Source organism: Rhodosalinus sp. FB01 (genome assembly GCF_041365715.1).
GTDB lineage: Bacteria > Pseudomonadota > Alphaproteobacteria > Rhodobacterales > Rhodobacteraceae > Rhodosalinus.
In genome coordinates this window covers 132,515-150,138 of the sequence record NZ_JBGFSH010000008.1, presented here as the reverse complement: position 1 = coordinate 150,138, position 17,624 = coordinate 132,515, and the positions used below count along the sequence as shown (strand labels likewise).

Below are 17,624 nucleotides of genomic sequence, written 5' to 3'. Positions count from 1 at the left end.
CCGTCGAGCCGATGAGCCGCCGGACGCGCGCGGGGCTGGCGCCGCCAAGCGTGAAGGCGCTTGCGGTGAACGGGTTGAGCGCGAGCAGTTTCGCGAGCGCGGGGAAAAGCCATCCCGCCACGCCTTCGAAATTTCCCAGCGCGGCGTTGATCCCGATGACGTCGGGCACGGGCGTCAGCCGCTCGGCAAGCGCGAGCGCGATGGCCGCGCCGGCGGAATGGCCGATGATGGCCCGCGGCTGCCAGCCCTCCGCGGCCACGAGCGCGGCGATATCCGTCGTCATCAGCGGCAGGGAGCAGCGCGATTTCGTGCCGGCCCGCGTGAATCCCTGCCCGGGCATGTCGAGCGCGACGACGTGCCGGTCGGCCGCGAGGATCGGCAGAAGGTCGCGGAAGCTGTGGGTCGACCCGCCCGCGCCGTGGATCAGCAGGAGCGTCTCGCCCGCGCCCGCCTCCTGCACGTGCCAGCGATGCGGCGCCACGGCGGCGCGGCGGGACATGTCGGCGTTCGGCCAGCCCGGAAGGTCGCGTGCCCAGTCCATGCGGCTCAGTCCCCCAGCGCCTGCGAGATGGCGCCGGACAGCCGCCGCGCGGCGGCGCGCGGCAGGGCGAGATAGACGCCGCCAAGCCGGTCGGACAGGGTTCGCCCCTCCTGTCCCGGGCGGGTCGCCGTGTCGATGACGATCGCGCCGATCCCCTGCGCGCGCAGCGTGTCGGCCATGCGCCCGGCATCCTCGGCCGCCTGCGCGCGCCCGCCGGTCCCGTCGAGCCCGACATTGGCGCGCCCATCGGTCAGGAGCGCGACCTTCGGGCTGAGACCGCGCCCGCCGGATTGCACGGCAAGCCGCGTGGCCGCCTCGAGCCCCGCGGCCAGCGGCGTGCCGCCGCCGCCCGGCAGCGCGGCGAGGCGGCGCTTGGTCTGTACGAGCGAGCGGGTGGGCGGCAGGAGAAGCTCCGCCCCCGTGCCGCGAAACGCCACCAGCGCGACGTGGTCGCGCCGGGCATAGGCCTCGGCAAGCAGGATCTCCACCGCGCCCTTCGCCTCGCCGAGCCGCGCCATGGCAAGCGATCCCGACGCGTCCACGGCGAAGATCAGCAGGCGGTCCGAGCGGTCCTCGTAACGGCGCAGGCGGACGTCGGAGGCATGGACGAGCACGCGCCCCGCGTCGGGCTGCTGTCGCCGGCGGATGGTCTGCCAGGGCGCGGCGGCGCGCAGCGTCGCGACGAGATCGACCCGGTTCGGCCCGCCGGGGCGGCCGGGGCGCGAGGGCAGGGGTCGGCCGCGCCGGTTGCCCTTGCGCTTCGCCCCGGCGCCCGCGCCGCCCATGGCGCGCCGCGTGGCCTTTTCCTCGGCGAGCCGCGCGAGCAGGTCGCGCGGCACGAGCGCCGATACGGCCTCGACCAGAAGTTCCGACGGGATCTCCGCGCCCTCGTCTTCCCCGTCGGGCCTGTCCTCGCCGTCCTCCGTTTCCGGCGGATCGGGGTCGGGAGGCGGTGGCTCCTCCTCTTCTTCCTCTTCCTGGGGCAGCATCGTCGCGCGGGCGGGGTAGACGAGTTCGGCGGCGTTTCGCAGGTCATCGTCCGAGATCGCGTCGCGCTCGGCGAGCGCGGCCTCTGCGCGCGCGGCGCGCAAGGCGAGGAGGGGCGCGCGCAGGCTGTCGATCCCGAAGCGCGCGGCAAGCGCGGTCAGGGCGGCGGCGTGCTCGTCCGTGGTGGCGAGCTCGGGAAGACGGGCACGCGCCGCCGCGATCGCCGCCGCGCCGGGCATGTCGCCGCGGGCCTCCAGCCTGCCGATCCCCTCCAGGTCGACGCGGAACGCCAGCCGCTCGGCAAGCGGTTTCGGCGCGCGCTCGTCGGGCTCGGCGCCCTCGTCGAGCAGGATGAGCGCGTGTCCCGGGCTGGCGTCGAGGATCTGCGCCAGCCGCGCGGCAAGATCGGGCGGGCAGCGTTCAGCCATCGGCAGCACGATCCGGCCGGGGCGCTGGGCGAGCCCCCCTTGCACCACGGGCCGCCCGGCGGCGAGGGTCGCCGCGACGTCGAGGCCGCCGAAAAGCTCGGCATCGCCGGTTTCGGGATGGATGCGGTGAGCCTCTCCCGAAAGGCCGGCGACGTGGTCCTCGAAGGCGCGCCGCACCGGGCCGACGCGGGCGCGCACCACCATGCCCCGAAGCCCGGCCGGATCCACCGCGAGAAGCGCGAGCGCATGGAGCGCCCGCTCCCACCGCGCCCGGCCGTCCGTCACGCGAGGATCTCCTCGACCACCCGGGCCACGCGTGTGCCCGAGCCGGCCTCGTCCAGCGGATCGCGGCGCAGCCGGTGGGAGAGCGCGATCGGCGCGACACGGCGCAGATGCGGCCGCGCCAGCTCGTCGGCGCCCTCATAGGCGGCCAGCGCCCGGCCCGCGCGCAGCAGCGTCAGCTCGCCCCGCAGCCCGTCGGCGCCGAGCGCCACGCAAAGCGATGCGCAGTCGCGCAGGCTGTCGTCCGGGGTCGCCACCTCGCGCAGGCGGGACCGCGCGTCGAGGATCCGCTCGCGCACCTTGGCGTCCTCGGCCTGCCAGTGCGCCATGAAGGCGTCGTGGCGGGGCTCGAAGGCGGCGCGCCGGCGCACCACCTCGATCCGGTCCGCGATGTTGGTTGGAGAGGCGACCTCGTCCGAAAGGCCGAACCGGTCCAGCAGCTGGGGGCGCAACTCGCCTTCCTCGGGGTTGCCCGAGCCCACCAGCACGAAGCGCGCCGGATGGCGGACCGACAGGCCCTCGCGCTCCACCACGTTCTGGCCCGATTGCGCCACGTCGAGGAGAAGATCGACGATGTGATCCTCCAGCAGGTTCACCTCGTCGATGTAGAGGTAGCCGCGATTCGCCTGGGCGAGCAGGCCGGGCTGGAACACCTTCTCGCCGCTGGTGAGCGCGCGTTCGATGTCGAGCGCGCCGGTCACGCGGTCCTCGGTCACGCCGAGGGGAAGGTCGACGACGGGCGTCGGTTTTTCCACGATCTCGCTGCCCACGCCCAGCGCCCAGTCGGGCACCTGCTCTGGGGCCTCGGCGTTCACCGGGCAGCCCTGCACCACGCGAATCGGCGGCAGCAGCGCGGCGAGCGCCCGCACGGCGGTGGATTTCCCCGTGCCCCTGTCGCCGAAGACCAGGACGCCGCCGAGCCCCGGCTCGATCGCGGTCAGGATCATGGCGAGCTTCATCTGTTCCTGTCCGACGATGGCTGAAAACGGGAACGGGGCGGTCATGCGGCGATCTCCAGGTCTGCGACGGGGTTCCGGCCTTCCCATGTGCCACGGACCGACCGGACGCGGAAGCGTGCGTAGAGTTCCTCGCTGAACCAGTCGCCCTCGCGCACGGCGCGGATGGCGCGGCCGTGCGGCCCGTCGCCCCGGGCGAAGCGGGCCATGGCCGAGGTGTCCGGCCAGATCGAGAAGGTCACCTGGCGCAGCCACGGCACCTCGCCGATGCCGATCTTGAAGCGCACGTTGGGGTCGGCGCCGATGACGTCGCTGATGTCGGGCCCCGCGCCCCAGAACGCGCGCGCCCTCGTGGGCCGGATCGTCGCACGGGTGAGGGCCGCGACCGGGCCGGGGCGGGCCGCCTCCGTCACCTGGAAGGGTTCGCGCCCCGACCAGCGCCCGCGCACCGAGGTGGTCGAGAGGAAGACGGTCATCGCCTCCTCCGCGTGGTCGTGGTAGCGGCGGAAGACGGGCGCCTCGGCGGTCTGCCGCTCGGCGGCCTCAAGGTCGGGCCAGGTGGCGAGAATGGCGTAGACGCCCCAGTTGGGGCGCGGGGTGAAGCCCTCGCCCGTGCCTGAGCCGCAAAGCTTCCAGAAGCCCAGACCGGGCAGGCGCGACATCGCCCAGCGCGCGGCTCCCATCTGGGTGAACGCCCAGACCCTGTCGAAGCCCGGGGCAAAGCGGAAAAAGCTGAGGCTGACGGTCTGGATGGCATCCCCTCCGGCTTGGGTGTCAGATGTTTCTGACACGGATTGCGGGGCCTGAAAAGAGCCCGCCCCGACCTGCGGTTCTGGGTGTAAAGTAAAATGGACAGTAGTAGCATACAGGCATGTTGACACGCCTCGATNCCGGCTTGGGTGTCAGATGTTTCTGACACGGATTGCGGGGCCTGAAAAGAGCCCGCCCCGACCTGCGGTTCTGGTTGTAAAGTAAAATGGACAGTAGTAGCATACAGGCATGTTGACACGCCTCGATCCGAACCTCGTCGCCGGCGCCACGCCCGCCGCCCCATCCGCCATCGTCGTCGGCGCCGGACTCGGGGGGCTCGCCTCCGCGATGCGGCTCGGCGCGCGCGGCTACCGCGTCACCGTCATCGATCGCCTCGACCGCGCCGGGGGGCGCGGATCCTCCATCACGCAGGAGGGTCATCGCTTCGATCTCGGCCCGACCATCGTGACGGTGCCGCAGGTCCTGGAAAAGCTCTGGGCGGCCTGCGGGCGCGATTTCCACGCCGACGTGGACCTGCGCCCGCTCGATCCCTTCTACGAGATCCGCTGGCCGGACGGGTCGCATTTCACCGCGCGCCAATCCACCGAGGCGATGGTGGAAGAGGTGCGCCGCCTCTCGCCCGGCGACGTGCCCGGCTACCGGAAATTCCTCCAGGATGCGGAGCGCCGTTACGTCGTCGGTTTCGAGGGTATGGTCGCCGAACCCATGCACCGGCTCTGGGACACGGTGAAGGTGCTGCCGGAATTCGCGCTGCTTCGGGCGGACCAGTCGATCCTGGGCCTCGCCCGCAAGCGGGTGAAGGACGAGCGGTTGCGCATGGCGCTGTCGTTCCATCCCCTCTTCATCGGCGGCGATCCGATGCACGTGACCTCGATGTACGCGCTCGTGAGCCACCTCGAGAAGCAGTTCGGCGTGCATTACGCGATCGGGGGCGTCCAGGCGATCGCCGACGCGATGGCCAGGGTGGTAACGGAACAGGGCGGGCTGATCCGCCACGGCGCCGAAGCCGACGAGATCCTCGTCCGGGATGGTCGCGCCGCGGGCGTGCGCCTGACCGACGGCGAGACGCTGCCGGCCTCCGTCGTCGTGTCGAACGCCGATGCGGGGCACACCTATACCCGGTTGCTGCGCAACGCGCCGAAGCGCCGCTGGTCCGACCGCAAGATCGGGTCGCGCCGGTGGTCGATGGGCCTGTTCGTCTGGTATTTCGGCACGAAGGGCACCGCGGGGATGTGGAAGGACGTGGGACACCACACGATCCTTTCCGGGCCGCGCTACGAGGGGCTTCTGAAGGACATCTTCCTCAAGGGGCACCTGGCGGACGACATGAGCCTTTACCTGCACCGACCCTCGGTCACCGATCCCACCGTGGCACCCGAAGGTGGCGACACCTTCTATGTCCTTTCGCCCGTCCCGCATCTTGGGCACGCGCATCCGGTGGACTGGTCGACGATGCGCGATGCCTATCGCGCGAAGGTCGCGAAGGTGCTCCAGGATACGATCCCCGGCTTCGAGGATCATCTGAGCGCAGAACTGATCTTCACCCCCGAGGAGTTCCGCGACCGGTACCTCTCGCCCCTGGGCAGCGGGTTCTCGATCGAGCCACGCATCCTTCAAAGCGCGTGGTTCCGGCCCCACAACGTGAGCGAGGAGGCCGAGGGCCTCTATCTCGCCGGCGCGGGCACGCATCCCGGCGCGGGGCTTCCGGGCGTCGTCTCTTCCGCCGAGGTGCTGGACAAGCTCGTGCCCGATCCCGTGCAGGTGACGGCGTGATCGCGCCCGCGGACCTCGATCACTGCACCCGGGCGATACGGTACGGGTCGCGCAGTTTCCACACGGCATCGCGGCTTCTGCCGCGCGACGTGCGCGACAAGGCGCTCGCGCTCTACGCGTTCTGCCGGCTGGCCGACGACGCCGTGGATCTCCAGGATGCCAAGGCCTCCGCGGTGGACGGCCTGCAGGAGCGCCTCTCGCTCGTCTACGACGGGCGGCCGCGCAACGCGCCCGAGGATCGCGCCTTCGCCGCCATGGTGGCCGACACGGACATGCCGCGCGCGCTGCCCGAGGCGCTGCTCGAGGGATTTGCCTGGGACGCGCTGGAGCGGCGATACGACAGCTTCTCGGAGCTTTGCGCCTATTCCGCGCGGGTCGCGTCGGCCGTGGGCGCGATGATGTGCGTGCTGATGGGCGTGCGCGACAGGGGCGCGCTTGCGCGGGCGTGCGATCTCGGCGTGGCGATGCAGCTCACGAACATCTGCCGCGATGTCGGCGAGGACGCGCGCGAGGGGCGGCTTTACCTGCCCACCGCCTGGCTCGTCGAGGCCGGGCTCGATCCGGACGCGTTCCTCTCCGACCCGGACGCCTCCCCGCAGCTTCGCGCCATCGTGCGCAGGCTTCTGCGGGAGGCCGACACGCTCTACGCCCGCTCGGAGGCCGGGGTGACGCGCCTTCCGCGCGGGGCGCGGCCGGGCATCTTCGCGGCGCGTTACATCTACGCGGGGATCGGCGGGCGTGTCGCGCGCGCAGGGCATGACAGTGTCGGCACGCGGGCCCGGACGAGCGGCGCGGAGAAACTCGGCTGGGCGAGCCTCGCCATCCTGCGCGCCTCGGCCACGATGGTGATGCCGATCTCGCCGCTGCTTTACGCGCGCCCGTTGCCGGAGACGTCCTTCCTGGTCGAGGCCGCCGCGGCGCCGGAGACTCGGCGCGCCGATTGGTCGGACAAGCTGTACGCGACGCTCGCGCGCGCGAAGGCGCATGAGCTCGAGCGTGCGCGGCCCTTGATGCAGGGGATTCCGCGGGCTAGCTAGCTTGCATGGACTTCGTTCTCTTCGCGATTTTCCTCGCGGCCTGCTTTGCTGCGGGGTCGACCGGCGGGCTCTTCCCGCCGGGATCGTGGTATCGCGACCTTTCGAAACCCTGGTGGACCCCGCCGGACTGGATGTTCCCGGTCGCCTGGACCGCGCTTTACATCTGCATGTCGAGCGCCGCGGCCCTTGCCGCGGTCGAACCTGACAGCGGCCTCGCCATGGCGCTCTGGGGACTTCAGATCGCGCTCAACGGCCTCTGGACGCCGGTCTTCTTCGGGTTGCGGCGGATCAAGCTCGGCATGGCAGTGCTCGGCGCGCTCTGGCTGTCGGTCGCGGCCTGCATGGCGGCGCTCTGGCAGGTCGTACCGCTCTCCGGGGCGCTTTTCCTGCCCTACCTGGCTTGGGTCAGCATCGCCGCCGCGCTCAATCTCGCGGTGTGGCGCCGCAACCCCGACATCGCCGCCAATCCTCCGGAATTCGCCAGCTAGTCCGGAAAGCGCCAGCCGGCGCGGCGCGGGACCCGCACGGCGAGCATTGGCTTGAGAAGCGGCGAGCGGAATCGGGTGAGGTCCAGCGCCTCGTGCACGCCCACCGTCTCTTCCCCGTCGAGGCGCGTGCGCACCGCCGAGCGGTTGTAGAAGGGCGCGTCGAGCATGGCGAGCACCTGCCGCGGCCGGTAGCCCGCATCGGCGCGCGTCTCGCGGCGGACCATCCAGAAGGGGCGCTTGAGCGGCGCCTTGGGATGCGGCTCCACCAGTTCCGCCCCCCCGGACTCGTCGAAGTGGATCGCCTGCGCCAACTCGCTGCCGTCGAGGCGCGTGGCGTCGTAGAAGCAGGTGGCGCCCTTCCGGGTCGGGAAGCGCCCCCAGGTCCAGTAGGCGAAATCCTCCTCCAGCGCCCGGCTGCCGAAATTCGCGTCGAAGTAGCCGTGCCCCGACCACTGCCATCCCGGCGCGTCCAGCGCGACCTCGATCCCGGCATTGGGGGCGAAGGGCCGCCAGACATGGGCGCCGTCCTCCGTCAGCAGAAGTTCGCGGTCGCTCAGGGCGGCAGGCTTCACCCGGATCTGTCCCCGCACCCGCGAGATCACCGGCGGGGCGGAAATCTCGTTCACGTCGATGACGAGTTCGCCCGCCTGCCAGTGCATCGCCGAGGGTCCGACGCGGAAACTGTCGCGGCTCTTGCGAAGCGCGCTGCGGCCCCGGTCGGTCATGGTGAAGCGCCCGCCGGGCCCGTAGGTGGCCACGTTGATGCAGACGTGGTTCTCGGGATCGCGCCGGCCCGACCAGCGGTACCAGGGCGAGAAGACCGAGCCTATGAAGCCGATGACGGAGACGGCGCGGCGGCCGTCGTCCGAGATGCCGTCGATGTACCACCACGCGTAGCCGTTGGGCGGGACGTCGATGTCGAAGTTCGGTCGTGCAGCATCGTCTCGGCCGCGTGCCGCCCGGAGAGGGCCGCCATCGGCACGCCCGCCCCCGGGTGCGCCCCGCCCCCCGCGAGGTAGAGCCCCGCCACTTTCGTCCGCGCCCGCGGCCGCCCCAGCGCGGCCGTCATCCCGTGCGGGCTCTGCCCGTAGAGCGCCCCCAGCGAGGCCGGGAACAGGCTCTCGAACCCGCCCGGCGTCGTCAGCGCCTCGGGTCGCGGCAGGGGATCCATCGCAAGCCCCATGTGGTTCAGCTTGTCGAAGGTGCGTTTCAGGCATGGGGCATACTCCTCGGCGGCGCGCGACGGGCCCTCCAGGGGCGGCGCGTTGACGATGATCTCGAAGCGTTCCTGCGTGGGTGGCGCGCGGCCGAGGCCGCGGTCCTGCGCGCAGATGTAGAGCGTGGGGTCGGCGGGCGGTCGGCCCGCACGCAGATCGGCGAACTCGGCCACGTAATCGGCCGAGAAGAAGACGTTGTGGTGGGCGAGGTCGCGCCCGGACGGCTGTGCCGCGAATGCCCAGACCTGCGCCGAGAGCGAGCGCGGCGCCCGCGCCGCGGCCTGCGCGACCTTGCCCGTGCCGGGTCCGAGCGCCCCGGTGGCCAGCGCGCGCGGATCGCCGTTGAAAAGAACCTGTGCGGCCGGAAGCCGTGTGCCGTCCGCGAGAGACACCGCCACCGCGCGGCCCCCGTCGGTTTCGATCCGCGCCACATGGGTTTCGTAGCGGAACTGAGCGCCGCATTCTTCGGCAAGCCGCGCGATCTTCGCGGCGAGCGCATGCATGCCGCCCTCGACCACCCAGACCCCGGCGGCCTCCGCCTGCCAGATCAGCGCGAGAAGCGCGGGCGCGGCATAGGGCGAGCCGCCGACATAGGTGGCGAACCGCCCGAAGAGCTGCGCGAGGCGCGGGTCGTCGAACTGGCGGCGCAGGGCCTGCGCGAGGGTCGCATGGGGCGCCATGTCGGCCATCAGCCGCGGCCGGCGCAGGACCGTCGCCGCGAGGTCGGGCAGGCGCGGCTCCGCCGTCTGCATCATCGGGCGGTCGAACGCCTGATAAAGGCGCCGCGCCCGGGCGGAGAAGGCACGGAACTGGTCCGCTGCCCGCGGTCCGGCGAAGGCGTCGATGGCCGCGGCGCTCTCCGTCTCGCTGTCGAAGAGGTCGAGCGTCGCGCCGTCGGGCCAGAAATGCCGCGCCAGCAGATGCTGGCGGTGCAGGGTGACGTGATCCTCCAGGCGCGCGCCCATGGCGGCGAAGAGATCGTCGAAGACGCACCGCATGGTGAGCACCGTGGGCCCGGTGTCGGCCGGGCCGGACGCCGTGGGCACGGTCCGCATCTTGCCGCCGGGCGCCGCGTGCCGCTCCAGCACGAGGACGGGCCGGCCGGCTGCGGCCAGCCGCGCCGCGGCGGCCAGCCCTCCTATCCCCGCGCCCACCACGATCGTGGGCGTGTCGCTGAAATTCGTCGCCGCCATGCCCTGATTGTTGACTCCGGCTTGCGAAGTGTCCAGAATAATTTACACATTGCGTGTCAGTTTATAAAGACGCAGCCAGAAAGCAGGAGCCCGCCCCATGGATCTGAACGCGCGTATCGACGACGCGGTGTGCCGCGCGATCGCCATCGGCCGGGGCGGTGTCGCGCCGGCGCAGCTTTCCGAGGCGCTGGATTACGCGACCTCGCCGGGCGGGGCGCGCATCCGGCCTACGATCCTCGCCTCCGTGGCGATGGCCTGCGGCGACGACCGGCCCGGCGTGACCGATGCCGCCGCCGCGGCGCTGGAACTGATCCATTGCGCCAGCCTCGTGCATGACGACCTGCCCTGCTTCGACGATGCCGAACTGCGCCGCGGCAAGCCGTCGGTGCACCGGGCCTACTCGGAGCCTCTCGCGGTTCTTGCCGGCGACAGCCTCATCATTCTCGCCTTCGACGTGCTCGCCCGTGCCGCCGAGGACGCGCCCCGCCGCGGCGTGCGCCTCATGCGCACGCTGGCGCAGTGTTCGGGCATGCCGAACGGGATCTGCGCGGGCCAGGGCTGGGAGAGCGAGGCGAAAGTCGATCTCGCCGCCTATCACCGGTCGAAGACCGGCGCGCTTTTCATCGCCGCGACCCAGATGGGGGCAATCGCGGCGGGACACGACCCCGAACCCTGGTACGAGCTGGGCGACCGCATCGGCGAGGCGTTCCAGGTGGCCGACGACCTGCGCGATGCGCTCATGGACGTTGACGCGCTGGGCAAGCCCGCGGGACAGGACGAGGCGCATGGACGCCCGAACGCGGTGGCCGAGCTCGGCGTCGCCGGCGCCACCGGCAGGCTGCGCAACATCCTCGCGGGGGCCATCTCCTCGATCCCGTCCTGCCCCGGCGAGGCGCGCCTTGCCCAGATGGTTCGCATGCAGTCCGAGCGGATCATGCCCGACGCCGTCCGGCACCTCGCCTGACATGGCCGACGCGGTGCAGGAGCGCCCGGCCTCGCGTCCCCGCGGCGATCTTCGCACATGGCTCGCCCGGCTCGCCGCGCGCGAGGACGTCCAGCGCTGGGCGAGCGCGTTGCCGTTCACGCGCGGCCGCGTGCGGCGCGAGGGCGAGGCGCTCATGGATCTCGTCTCGGGGTTCGTGCAGAGCCAGGCCCTGCTCGCGCTTGTGGAGCTCGACGTGATCGGCGCGCTGATGGACGGGCCGCGCGCGCCCGCCGCTCTGGCCCGCGCCGCGGACGTGCCGGAAGACCGGATGGCGGCGCTCTTGCAGGCCGGGGCGGCGATGGGCCTGCTGCACCGGCGCAGCGACGGCCGCTTCGCGGTGCGGCCCCGGGGCGCGGCGCTCGTCGGCGTGCCGGGCCTCGTGCCGATGATCCGGCATCACGGTGCGTTTTACCGCGACATGGCCGATCCGGTGGCGCTCTTGCGTGGCGAGTCGGAGACCGAGCTCGCGCAGGTCTGGCCCTATGTCTTCGGCGCCCGGGAGGGGCTGCATCCCGCGACCGCGCGCGCCTATTCCGACCTCATGACGCAATCGCAGGGGCTGGTGGCGCAGGACGCCCTTCGCATGGTCCCGCTTCGCGGCGTTCGGCGGCTTCTCGACGTGGGCGGCGGCACCGGCGCGTTCCTGCGCGCCGCGGCGGCGCGCCATCCAGGGCTCGAACTCGCGCTCTTCGACCTGCCCGAAGTGATCGACGAGGCGCGCGGCCAGATGTCTGCCGCCGGTCTCGAGGCGCGGACCCGCTTTCACCCGGGCTCGTTCCGGGACGCCCCGCTGCCCCAAGGGGCCGACGCGATCTCTCTGATTCGCGTGCTCTACGATCACGAGGACGCGACGGTGCGCGACCTTCTGGCCAAGGCGCATGCCGCGTTGCCGCCGGGCGGTACACTCGTCGTGGCCGAACCTATGTCGGGCGGCGACCGGCCCGACCGCGCCACCGACATCTACTTCGCCTTCTACACGATGGCGATGCGGACCGGGCGGGTGCGTTCGGCCGCGCGTATCGCGGAAATGGTCGCCGAGGCGGGATTTGAGGAGATCCGCGTGCCGCGCGCCGCGCGCCCTTACGTCACCGGCGCGCTCTCCGCCGTCAGGCGGAGCTGACGGCGTTGCGGAAGAATCCGTCCAACGGCATTGACAGATTTGACTGTAAAGCTAAACTGACACTCAAGACACGGGAACGCATCGGGCGCCGACTCGCAAGCGGGCGCCGGCGAGAGAGAGAACATGGATACGACTGCTGTTCTTCTTAACGGTCCGAGGGACCTTCATCTGGACCAGGTTGCCCTCGCGGAGCCGGGCGCGGGCGATCTCGTCGTGCGAATCGGGCATTCGGGCATCTCCACCGGCACCGAAAAGCTTTTCTACACAGGCCAGATGCCGCCGTTTCCGGGCATGGGCTACCCGCTCGTCCCCGGCTACGAGGCCGCGGGCGAGATCGTGGAGGCCGATGCGGCCACCGGTTACCGGCCCGGCCAGCACGTCTTCGTGCCGGGCGCCAACTGCTTCGACGGGGCCTTCGGGCTCTTCGGCGGGGCGGCCAGAACGCTGGTCACGCAGGCCGACCGGGTGACGCCCATCGACGCCGGCTGGGGCGCGGAGGGCGCGCTGCTCGCGCTTGCGGCCACGGCGCGCCACGCCATGGCCGGCCTCGACAAGACGGTGCCCGACCTCGTCGTCGGTCACGGGGTCCTGGGCCGGCTGCTCGCACGGCTGACCGTCGCGGCGGGCGCCCCCGCTCCCACCGTGTGGGAGGTCGCCGAGGACAGGCGCGCGGGCGCCGAGGGCTACGAGGTCATTCACCCCGACGACGATCCGCGGCGTGATTACCGCGCGATCTACGACGCGTCCGGCAACGCGGCGATCCTGAACGACCTCATCGGACGCCTGGCGAAAGGCGGCGAGGTGGTGCTCGCGGGGTTCTATCCCGAAGGGCTCTCCTTCGCCTTCCCGCCCGCCTTCCTGAAGGAGGCGCGCCTTCGCGTGGCCGCCGAATGGGCGCGCGAGGATCTCGCGGCGACTCGGGCCCTGGTGGAGAGCGGCGCGCTCTCTCTCGCGGGGCTGATCACTCACCGCGTTCCCGCGCGGGAGGCCGAAACCGCATACCGGACAGCCTTCGAGGATCCGGCATGCCTGAAAATGATTCTGGACTGGGAGGATGCGGCGTGAAGGACGAAGTGCCGAACCTGAAGGATTTCGATCAGCGTCTCCGCGACGAGGCCGCAGAGGATCCGACGCTTGAGGTTCCCGCGGAGGAGCCGACCAAACACACCCAGATCATCGCGATCTACGGCAAGGGCGGCATCGGCAAGTCGTTCACGCTGGCCAATCTCAGCCACATGATGGCCGAGCAGGGCAAGCGCGTGCTGCTGATCGGGTGCGATCCCAAGTCGGACACCACCTCGCTCCTGTTCGGCGGCAAGGCCTGCCCCACGATCATCGAGACCTCGACCGCGAAGAAGCTCGCCGGCGAGGAGGTCAAGATCGGCGACGTCTGCTTCAAGCGCGGCGGCGTCTTCGCGATGGAGCTTGGGGGGCCCGAGGTCGGCCGCGGCTGCGGCGGGCGCGGCATCATCCACGGCTTCGAGCTGCTGGAGAAGCTGGGCTTCCACGACTGGGATTTCGACTACGTGCTGCTCGATTTCCTGGGCGATGTCGTCTGCGGCGGCTTCGGCCTGCCGATCGCGCGGGACATGGCGCAGAAGGTGATCGTGGTCGCCTCCAACGACCTGCAGTCGCTTTACGTGGCCAACAACGTCTGCTCGGCGGTGCAGTATTTCCGCAAGCTCGGTGGCAATGTTGGCGTGGCCGGCATGGTCGTCAACAAGGACGACGGGGCCGGCCAGGCCCAGGCCTTCGCCGAGCAGGTTGAGATCCCCATTCTCGCCGCGATCCCGCAGGACGACGACCTGCGCCGCAAATCGGCCTCCTACGAGATCGTTGGCACCAACGAGACCCAGTGGGGCGCGCTTTTCGCGGAGCTGGCCGAGAACGTGGCCGGAGCCCCGCCGACGCATCCCACGCCGCTGTCCCAGGATGGGCTGCTCGGCCTTTTCGAGGGCAAGGACACCGGCGCCGACTTCGTGCTCGAGCCGGCGACCGACGAGGACATGCGTGGCAAGTACACGGCGACCAAGGAGTCGCTGGAGGTGATCTATGACGACGCCTGAGCCTGCTCGCGATCCCCAGCTCGCCGCGCTGCGCCGGATGCTGGCGCAGGCCAAGCCCGAACAGCTTCGCCGGCTTTTCGACGACATCCGCCACGCCGGCGCCCCGGATGAAGACGGGAGGACCGCATGACCGACGAGGTGCGCTACGACGACGCCGCCGACGCCGTGGTGATCCGGGGCGAGACCCGCACCGCCTCCGCGCCGGAAGGCGCGGCCGCCGCCGGTGTGGCCGACGGGATGGGTTGCCACTCGGGCCAGGAGATGGAGAAGGCCGCGCGCATGGCCGGCCAGTCCGAAATCCTGGACCAGTATGCCGCCGACTATCCGCAAGGGCCGCACGACAAGCCGCAAAGCATGTGCCCTGCCTTCGGCTCGCTGCGCGTGGGTCTTCGGATGCGGCGCGTGGCCACGATGCTGTCGGGCAGCGCCTGCTGCGTCTACGGCCTGACCTTCGTGAGCCATTTCTACGGCGCGCGGCGCTCGGTTGGCTACGTGCCCTTCAGTTCCGAGACGCTGGTCACGGGCAAGCTGTTCGAGGACATCCGCGACGCGGTCTACGAGATGGCCGATCCCGACCGCTTCGACGCGATCGTGGTGACGAACCTCTGCGTTCCGACCGCCTCGGGCGTGCCGCTGCGGCTCTTGCCGGACGAGATCAACGGCGTGCGCATCGTGGGCATCGACGTGCCGGGCTTCGGCGTGCCCACGCATGCCGAGGCGAAGGATGTTCTTGCCGGCGCCATGCTGAACTACGCCCGCGCCGAGGTCGAGGCCGGGCCGGTCGTGGCGCCCGAGGGCGGGCGCGCGTCGCGCCCCACCGTGACGATGCTAGGCGAGATGTTCCCCGCCGATCCCATGATGATCGGCCGGATGCTCGACCCCACGGGTCTTGCCGCCGGGCCGGTCGTGCCCTGCCGCGAGTGGCGCGAGCTTTACGCCGCGCTCGACGGCGCGGTGGTCGCGGCGATCCACCCCTTCTACCCCGCCGCGATCCGCGAGTTTCAGGCGGCCGGACGTCCGATCGTGGGCTCGGCGCCCGTGGGCTACGAGGGCACCGCCGCCTGGCTGAAGGCGATCGGCGAGGCGCACGGCGTCCCGGCCGAGAAGATCGCCGAGGCGCAGAACGCCGTGCTTCCAGCCATCAAGGGCGCGCTCGAGGGCGCGCGGCTGGAGGGACGGATCACGCTTTCCGGCTACGAGGGCAGCGAGCTTCTGGTGGCGCGGCTTCTGGTCGAGAGCGGGGCGGAGGTTGCCTATGTCGGCTCCGCCTGCCCGAAAACGCCCTGGAGCGAGGAGGACGCCGCCTGGCTCGAGGCGCATGGCGCCAAGGTCAAGTTCCGCGCGAGCCTCGAGGACGACTGTGCCGCGATGGAGGCCATCCGGCCCGACCTCGCCATCGGCACGACGCCTGTCGTGCAGAAGGCCAAGGAGATGTCGATCCCGTCGCTCTACTTCACGAACCTCATCTCGGCCCGGCCCCTGATGGGGCCCGCGGGCGCCGGCTCGCTTCAGCAGGTCATGCGCGCCGCGATGGAGAACAAGGACCGCATGGAGCACATGAGCGCCTTCTTCGACGGTGTCGGCGAAGGCGACACGGCGGGCATCTGGGAAGGTGCGCCCAACCTGCATCCCGAGTTCGCCGAGCGCCACCGCAAGAAGCTCGAGAAGCAGGCGCGCGCGGCCAAGGCGGAGCAGATGATATGAGTGCCGACCGCCGCAACCACCCTGCAGGATGCGTGATCTCACGCACCCTGCGCGCCACCTCCGGAAACGACGGGAGGGCCACATGCTGATCCAGGACCATGACAGGGCCGGCGGCTACTGGGGCGCGGTCTATGCCTTCACCGCGGTGAAGGGTCTCCAGGTCGTGATCGACGGCCCGGTGGGCTGCGAGAACCTGCCGGTGACGAGCGTGCTGCACTACACCGACGGCCTGCCGCCGCACGAGTTGCCGATCGTGGTCACCGGGCTCGCCGAAGAGGAGCTGGGCCGCGAGGGCACCGAAGGCGCCATGAAGCGCGCGTGGGACACGCTCGACCCGGCGCTTCCCTCGGTCGTCGTCACCGGCTCCATCGCCGAGATGATCGGCGGCGGCGTGACGCCGCAGGGCACGACGATCCAGCGCTTCCTGCCGCGCACCATCGACGAGGACCAGTGGGAATCGGCCGACCGGGCGATGACCTGGATCTTCACCGAGTTCGGCATGACGAAGGGCCGGATGCCGCCCGAGAAGAAGCGGCCCGAGGGCGCGAAACCGCGGGTCAACATCCTCGGGCCCATGTACGGCGTGTTCAACATGCCCTCGGACCTCGCCGAGATCCGGCGTCTGGTCGAGGGCATCGGCGCGGAGGTCAACATGGTGATGCCGCTGGGCAGCCACCTGGCCGAGATGCGCGATCTCGTGAACGCCGACGTGAACGTGGTGATGTACCGCGAGTTCGGCCGCGGCCTCGCCGAGGTGCTGGGCAAGCCGTACCTGCAGGCGCCGATCGGGGTGGAGAGCACCACGAAGTTCCTGCGCAAGCTGGGCGAGCTCACGGGCCTCGATCCCGAGCCGTTCATCGAGACGGAGAAGCACTCGACCATCAAGCCGGTCTGGGATCTCTGGCGCTCGGTCACGCAGGATTTCTTCGCCACGGCGAGCTTCGCGGTGGTGGCGAACGAGACCTATGCCCGCGGCCTTCGCCAATACCTCGAGCACGATCTGGGGCTGCCCTGCGCCTTCGCGGTGGCGCGCGTGGCGGGCCGCAAGACCAACAACGAGGAGGTGCGGGCGCTGATGGCGCGCGAGCGGCCGCTGATCGTGATGGGAAGCATCAACGAGAAGATGTACCTGGCCGAACTCAAGCAGGGCCACGGCCCGCAGCCGGCCTTCATCCCGGCGAGCTTCCCGGGTGCCGCGATCCGGCGCGCCACGGGCACGCCCATGATGGGCTATGCCGGCGCGACCTACGTCCTGCAGGAAGTCTGCAACGGGCTTTTCGACGCGCTTTTCCACATCCTGCCGCTGGGCACGGAGATGGACGCGGCGGACGCGACGCCTACGCGGCTGCGCCGCGATTTCCCCTGGGACGCCGACGCGCAGGCGGAACTCGACCGCATCGTGGCGACCCATCCCATTCTCACACGCATCTCGGCGGCGAAGTCCTTGCGCGACGCCGCCGAGCGCGCCGCGCTCGAACAGGGCGCGGAGCGCGTGGTTCTCGAAACCGTCAAGGCCTTGTCGCCGGCCTCACAACGCGACGCTCAGGAGGGCTGACAAAATGACAGACATGACCTCTACCCCCCCGACCCGGACCCGCTGCGGACGGCGCCGCGGGGCCGAATTCCAGTTCTATTTCGCACTCATCTTCACGGCGGCGATCCCCTTCGCCTCCGCCGCGTGGGTGCGCGACGTGATCGGTCAACGCTCGCTCAACATGCACGGGCCGCTCGCCCGCGCCTGGGCCGAGGCGGACCGGATCACGCCAGTGATCTTCTCGGCCTGAGCGTGACGCTCGGACCGGGAGAAAGCCCTGCCCGCCTTCGGGGCGGACAGAACCCGGCGGGGCATCCTGCTCCAAAGGACCCGGCCGCGGGGATCGCGGCGTCAGTCTAACGTTCCGGAGGAAAGTTCATGGCTGATAATACCGACCTGTCCTTCACAGGTCTCACAGACGAACAGGCCCAGGAACTGCACTCGGTCTACATGAGCGGCCTTTGGCTGTTCGTGGCCGTTGCAGTGGTCGCGCACATCGCGACCTTCATCTGGTTCCCCTGGTTCTGATCGGAGGAAAACAA

Annotated in this window: 18 protein-coding genes; 12 read left to right on the top strand and 6 right to left on the bottom strand. The window is 70.8% G+C overall.

The features are described from left to right. The 4 genes from bchO to crtA all read right to left on the bottom strand — a co-directional run. On the bottom strand, positions 1-541 hold a 541-nt coding region (gene bchO / locus AB6A65_RS12845), incomplete at its 3' end, for an alpha/beta fold hydrolase BchO (protein WP_371038785.1). A 5-nt stretch (positions 542-546) separates the two neighbouring features. After that, complete coding sequence (locus AB6A65_RS12840) at positions 547-2,241, bottom strand: magnesium chelatase subunit D (RefSeq protein ID WP_371038784.1); 1,695 nt, start codon at positions 2,239-2,241, stop codon at positions 547-549. Beyond that, on the bottom strand, positions 2,238-3,242 hold the full coding sequence (gene bchI / locus AB6A65_RS12835; RefSeq protein WP_371038783.1) for a magnesium chelatase ATPase subunit I: 1,005 nt from the start codon (positions 3,240-3,242) through the stop codon (positions 2,238-2,240). Before bchI ends, AB6A65_RS12840 begins: the two co-directional genes overlap by 4 nt. Continuing rightward, a complete protein-coding gene (gene crtA, locus AB6A65_RS12830; RefSeq protein ID WP_371038782.1) occupies positions 3,239-3,985 on the bottom strand; it encodes a spheroidene monooxygenase in 747 nt (248 codons plus the stop codon). Before crtA ends, bchI begins: the two co-directional genes overlap by 4 nt. 208 nt (positions 3,986-4,193) lie before the next feature. Here crtA and AB6A65_RS12825 point away from each other — a divergent pair, with 208 nt between their 5' ends. Genes AB6A65_RS12825 through AB6A65_RS12815 form a run of 3 tightly spaced genes read left to right on the top strand, consistent with a single transcriptional unit; the run spans position 4,194 to position 7,263 of the window. Continuing rightward, complete coding sequence (locus AB6A65_RS12825; RefSeq protein ID WP_371038781.1) at positions 4,194-5,738, top strand: phytoene desaturase; 1,545 nt, start codon at positions 4,194-4,196, stop codon at positions 5,736-5,738. Continuing rightward, a complete protein-coding gene (gene crtB / locus AB6A65_RS12820) occupies positions 5,735-6,775 on the top strand; it encodes a 15-cis-phytoene synthase (protein ID WP_371038780.1) in 1,041 nt (346 codons plus the stop codon). The genes AB6A65_RS12825 and crtB overlap by 4 nt, the downstream gene beginning before the upstream one ends. A 5-nt stretch (positions 6,776-6,780) precedes the next feature. Next, positions 6,781-7,263 (top strand): TspO/MBR family protein, encoded by a 483-nt coding sequence (locus AB6A65_RS12815; protein WP_371038779.1) that lies wholly within the window; start codon positions 6,781-6,783, stop codon positions 7,261-7,263. Here the strand turns inward: AB6A65_RS12815 and crtC are convergent. Together crtC and crtD are read right to left on the bottom strand one after the other, a co-directional pair. Beyond that, positions 7,260-8,135, bottom strand: coding sequence for a carotenoid 1,2-hydratase (gene crtC / locus AB6A65_RS12810; protein ID WP_371038790.1), 876 nt, complete (start codon positions 8,133-8,135; stop codon positions 7,260-7,262). The genes AB6A65_RS12815 and crtC overlap by 4 nt on opposite strands. After that, positions 8,090-9,673, bottom strand: coding sequence for a 1-hydroxycarotenoid 3,4-desaturase CrtD (crtD, locus tag AB6A65_RS12805; protein ID WP_371038778.1), 1,584 nt, complete (start codon positions 9,671-9,673; stop codon positions 8,090-8,092). The genes crtC and crtD overlap by 46 nt, the downstream gene beginning before the upstream one ends. Positions 9,674-9,770: 97 nt before the next feature. Here crtD and AB6A65_RS12800 point away from each other — a divergent pair, with 97 nt between their 5' ends. The 9 genes from AB6A65_RS12800 (at position 9,771) to pufB (ending at position 17,610) form a co-directional block, all read left to right on the top strand. After that, entirely contained in the window at positions 9,771-10,637 is an 867-nt protein-coding gene (locus AB6A65_RS12800; RefSeq protein ID WP_371038777.1) for a polyprenyl synthetase family protein, read from the top strand. Position 10,638: 1 nt separating this feature from the next. Continuing rightward, positions 10,639-11,778 (top strand): methyltransferase, encoded by a 1,140-nt coding sequence (locus AB6A65_RS12795; protein ID WP_371038776.1) that lies wholly within the window; start codon positions 10,639-10,641, stop codon positions 11,776-11,778. 123 nt (positions 11,779-11,901) lie between these two features. Continuing rightward, positions 11,902-12,843 (top strand): chlorophyll synthesis pathway protein BchC, encoded by a 942-nt coding sequence (gene bchC, locus AB6A65_RS12790; RefSeq protein WP_371038775.1) that lies wholly within the window; start codon positions 11,902-11,904, stop codon positions 12,841-12,843. Beyond that, positions 12,840-13,844, top strand: a complete 1,005-nt coding sequence (locus AB6A65_RS12785) for a chlorophyllide a reductase iron protein subunit X (protein ID WP_371038774.1) — start codon at positions 12,840-12,842, stop codon at positions 13,842-13,844. Before bchC ends, AB6A65_RS12785 begins: the two co-directional genes overlap by 4 nt. After that, a complete protein-coding gene (locus AB6A65_RS12780; protein ID WP_371038773.1) occupies positions 13,831-13,974 on the top strand; it encodes a hypothetical protein in 144 nt (47 codons plus the stop codon). Before AB6A65_RS12785 ends, AB6A65_RS12780 begins: the two co-directional genes overlap by 14 nt. Next, complete coding sequence (gene bchY, locus AB6A65_RS12775; RefSeq protein WP_371038772.1) at positions 13,971-15,548, top strand: chlorophyllide a reductase subunit Y; 1,578 nt, start codon at positions 13,971-13,973, stop codon at positions 15,546-15,548. The genes AB6A65_RS12780 and bchY overlap by 4 nt, the downstream gene beginning before the upstream one ends. Positions 15,549-15,630: 82 nt before the next feature. Further along, a complete protein-coding gene (bchZ, locus tag AB6A65_RS12770) occupies positions 15,631-17,103 on the top strand; it encodes a chlorophyllide a reductase subunit Z (RefSeq protein ID WP_371038771.1) in 1,473 nt (490 codons plus the stop codon). 4 nt (positions 17,104-17,107) lie between these two features. Continuing rightward, positions 17,108-17,332 carry a cytochrome PufQ gene (gene pufQ / locus AB6A65_RS12765; protein WP_371038770.1) on the top strand — a complete coding sequence of 75 codons (225 nt, stop codon included), beginning with the start codon at positions 17,108-17,110 and terminating at the stop codon, positions 17,330-17,332. 128 nt (positions 17,333-17,460) lie between these two features. After that, positions 17,461-17,610: a light-harvesting antenna LH1, beta subunit gene (pufB, locus tag AB6A65_RS12760; RefSeq protein WP_371038769.1), complete on the top strand. Its 150-nt coding sequence runs from the start codon at positions 17,461-17,463 to the stop codon at positions 17,608-17,610. Positions 17,611-17,624: the final 14 nt, after the last annotated feature.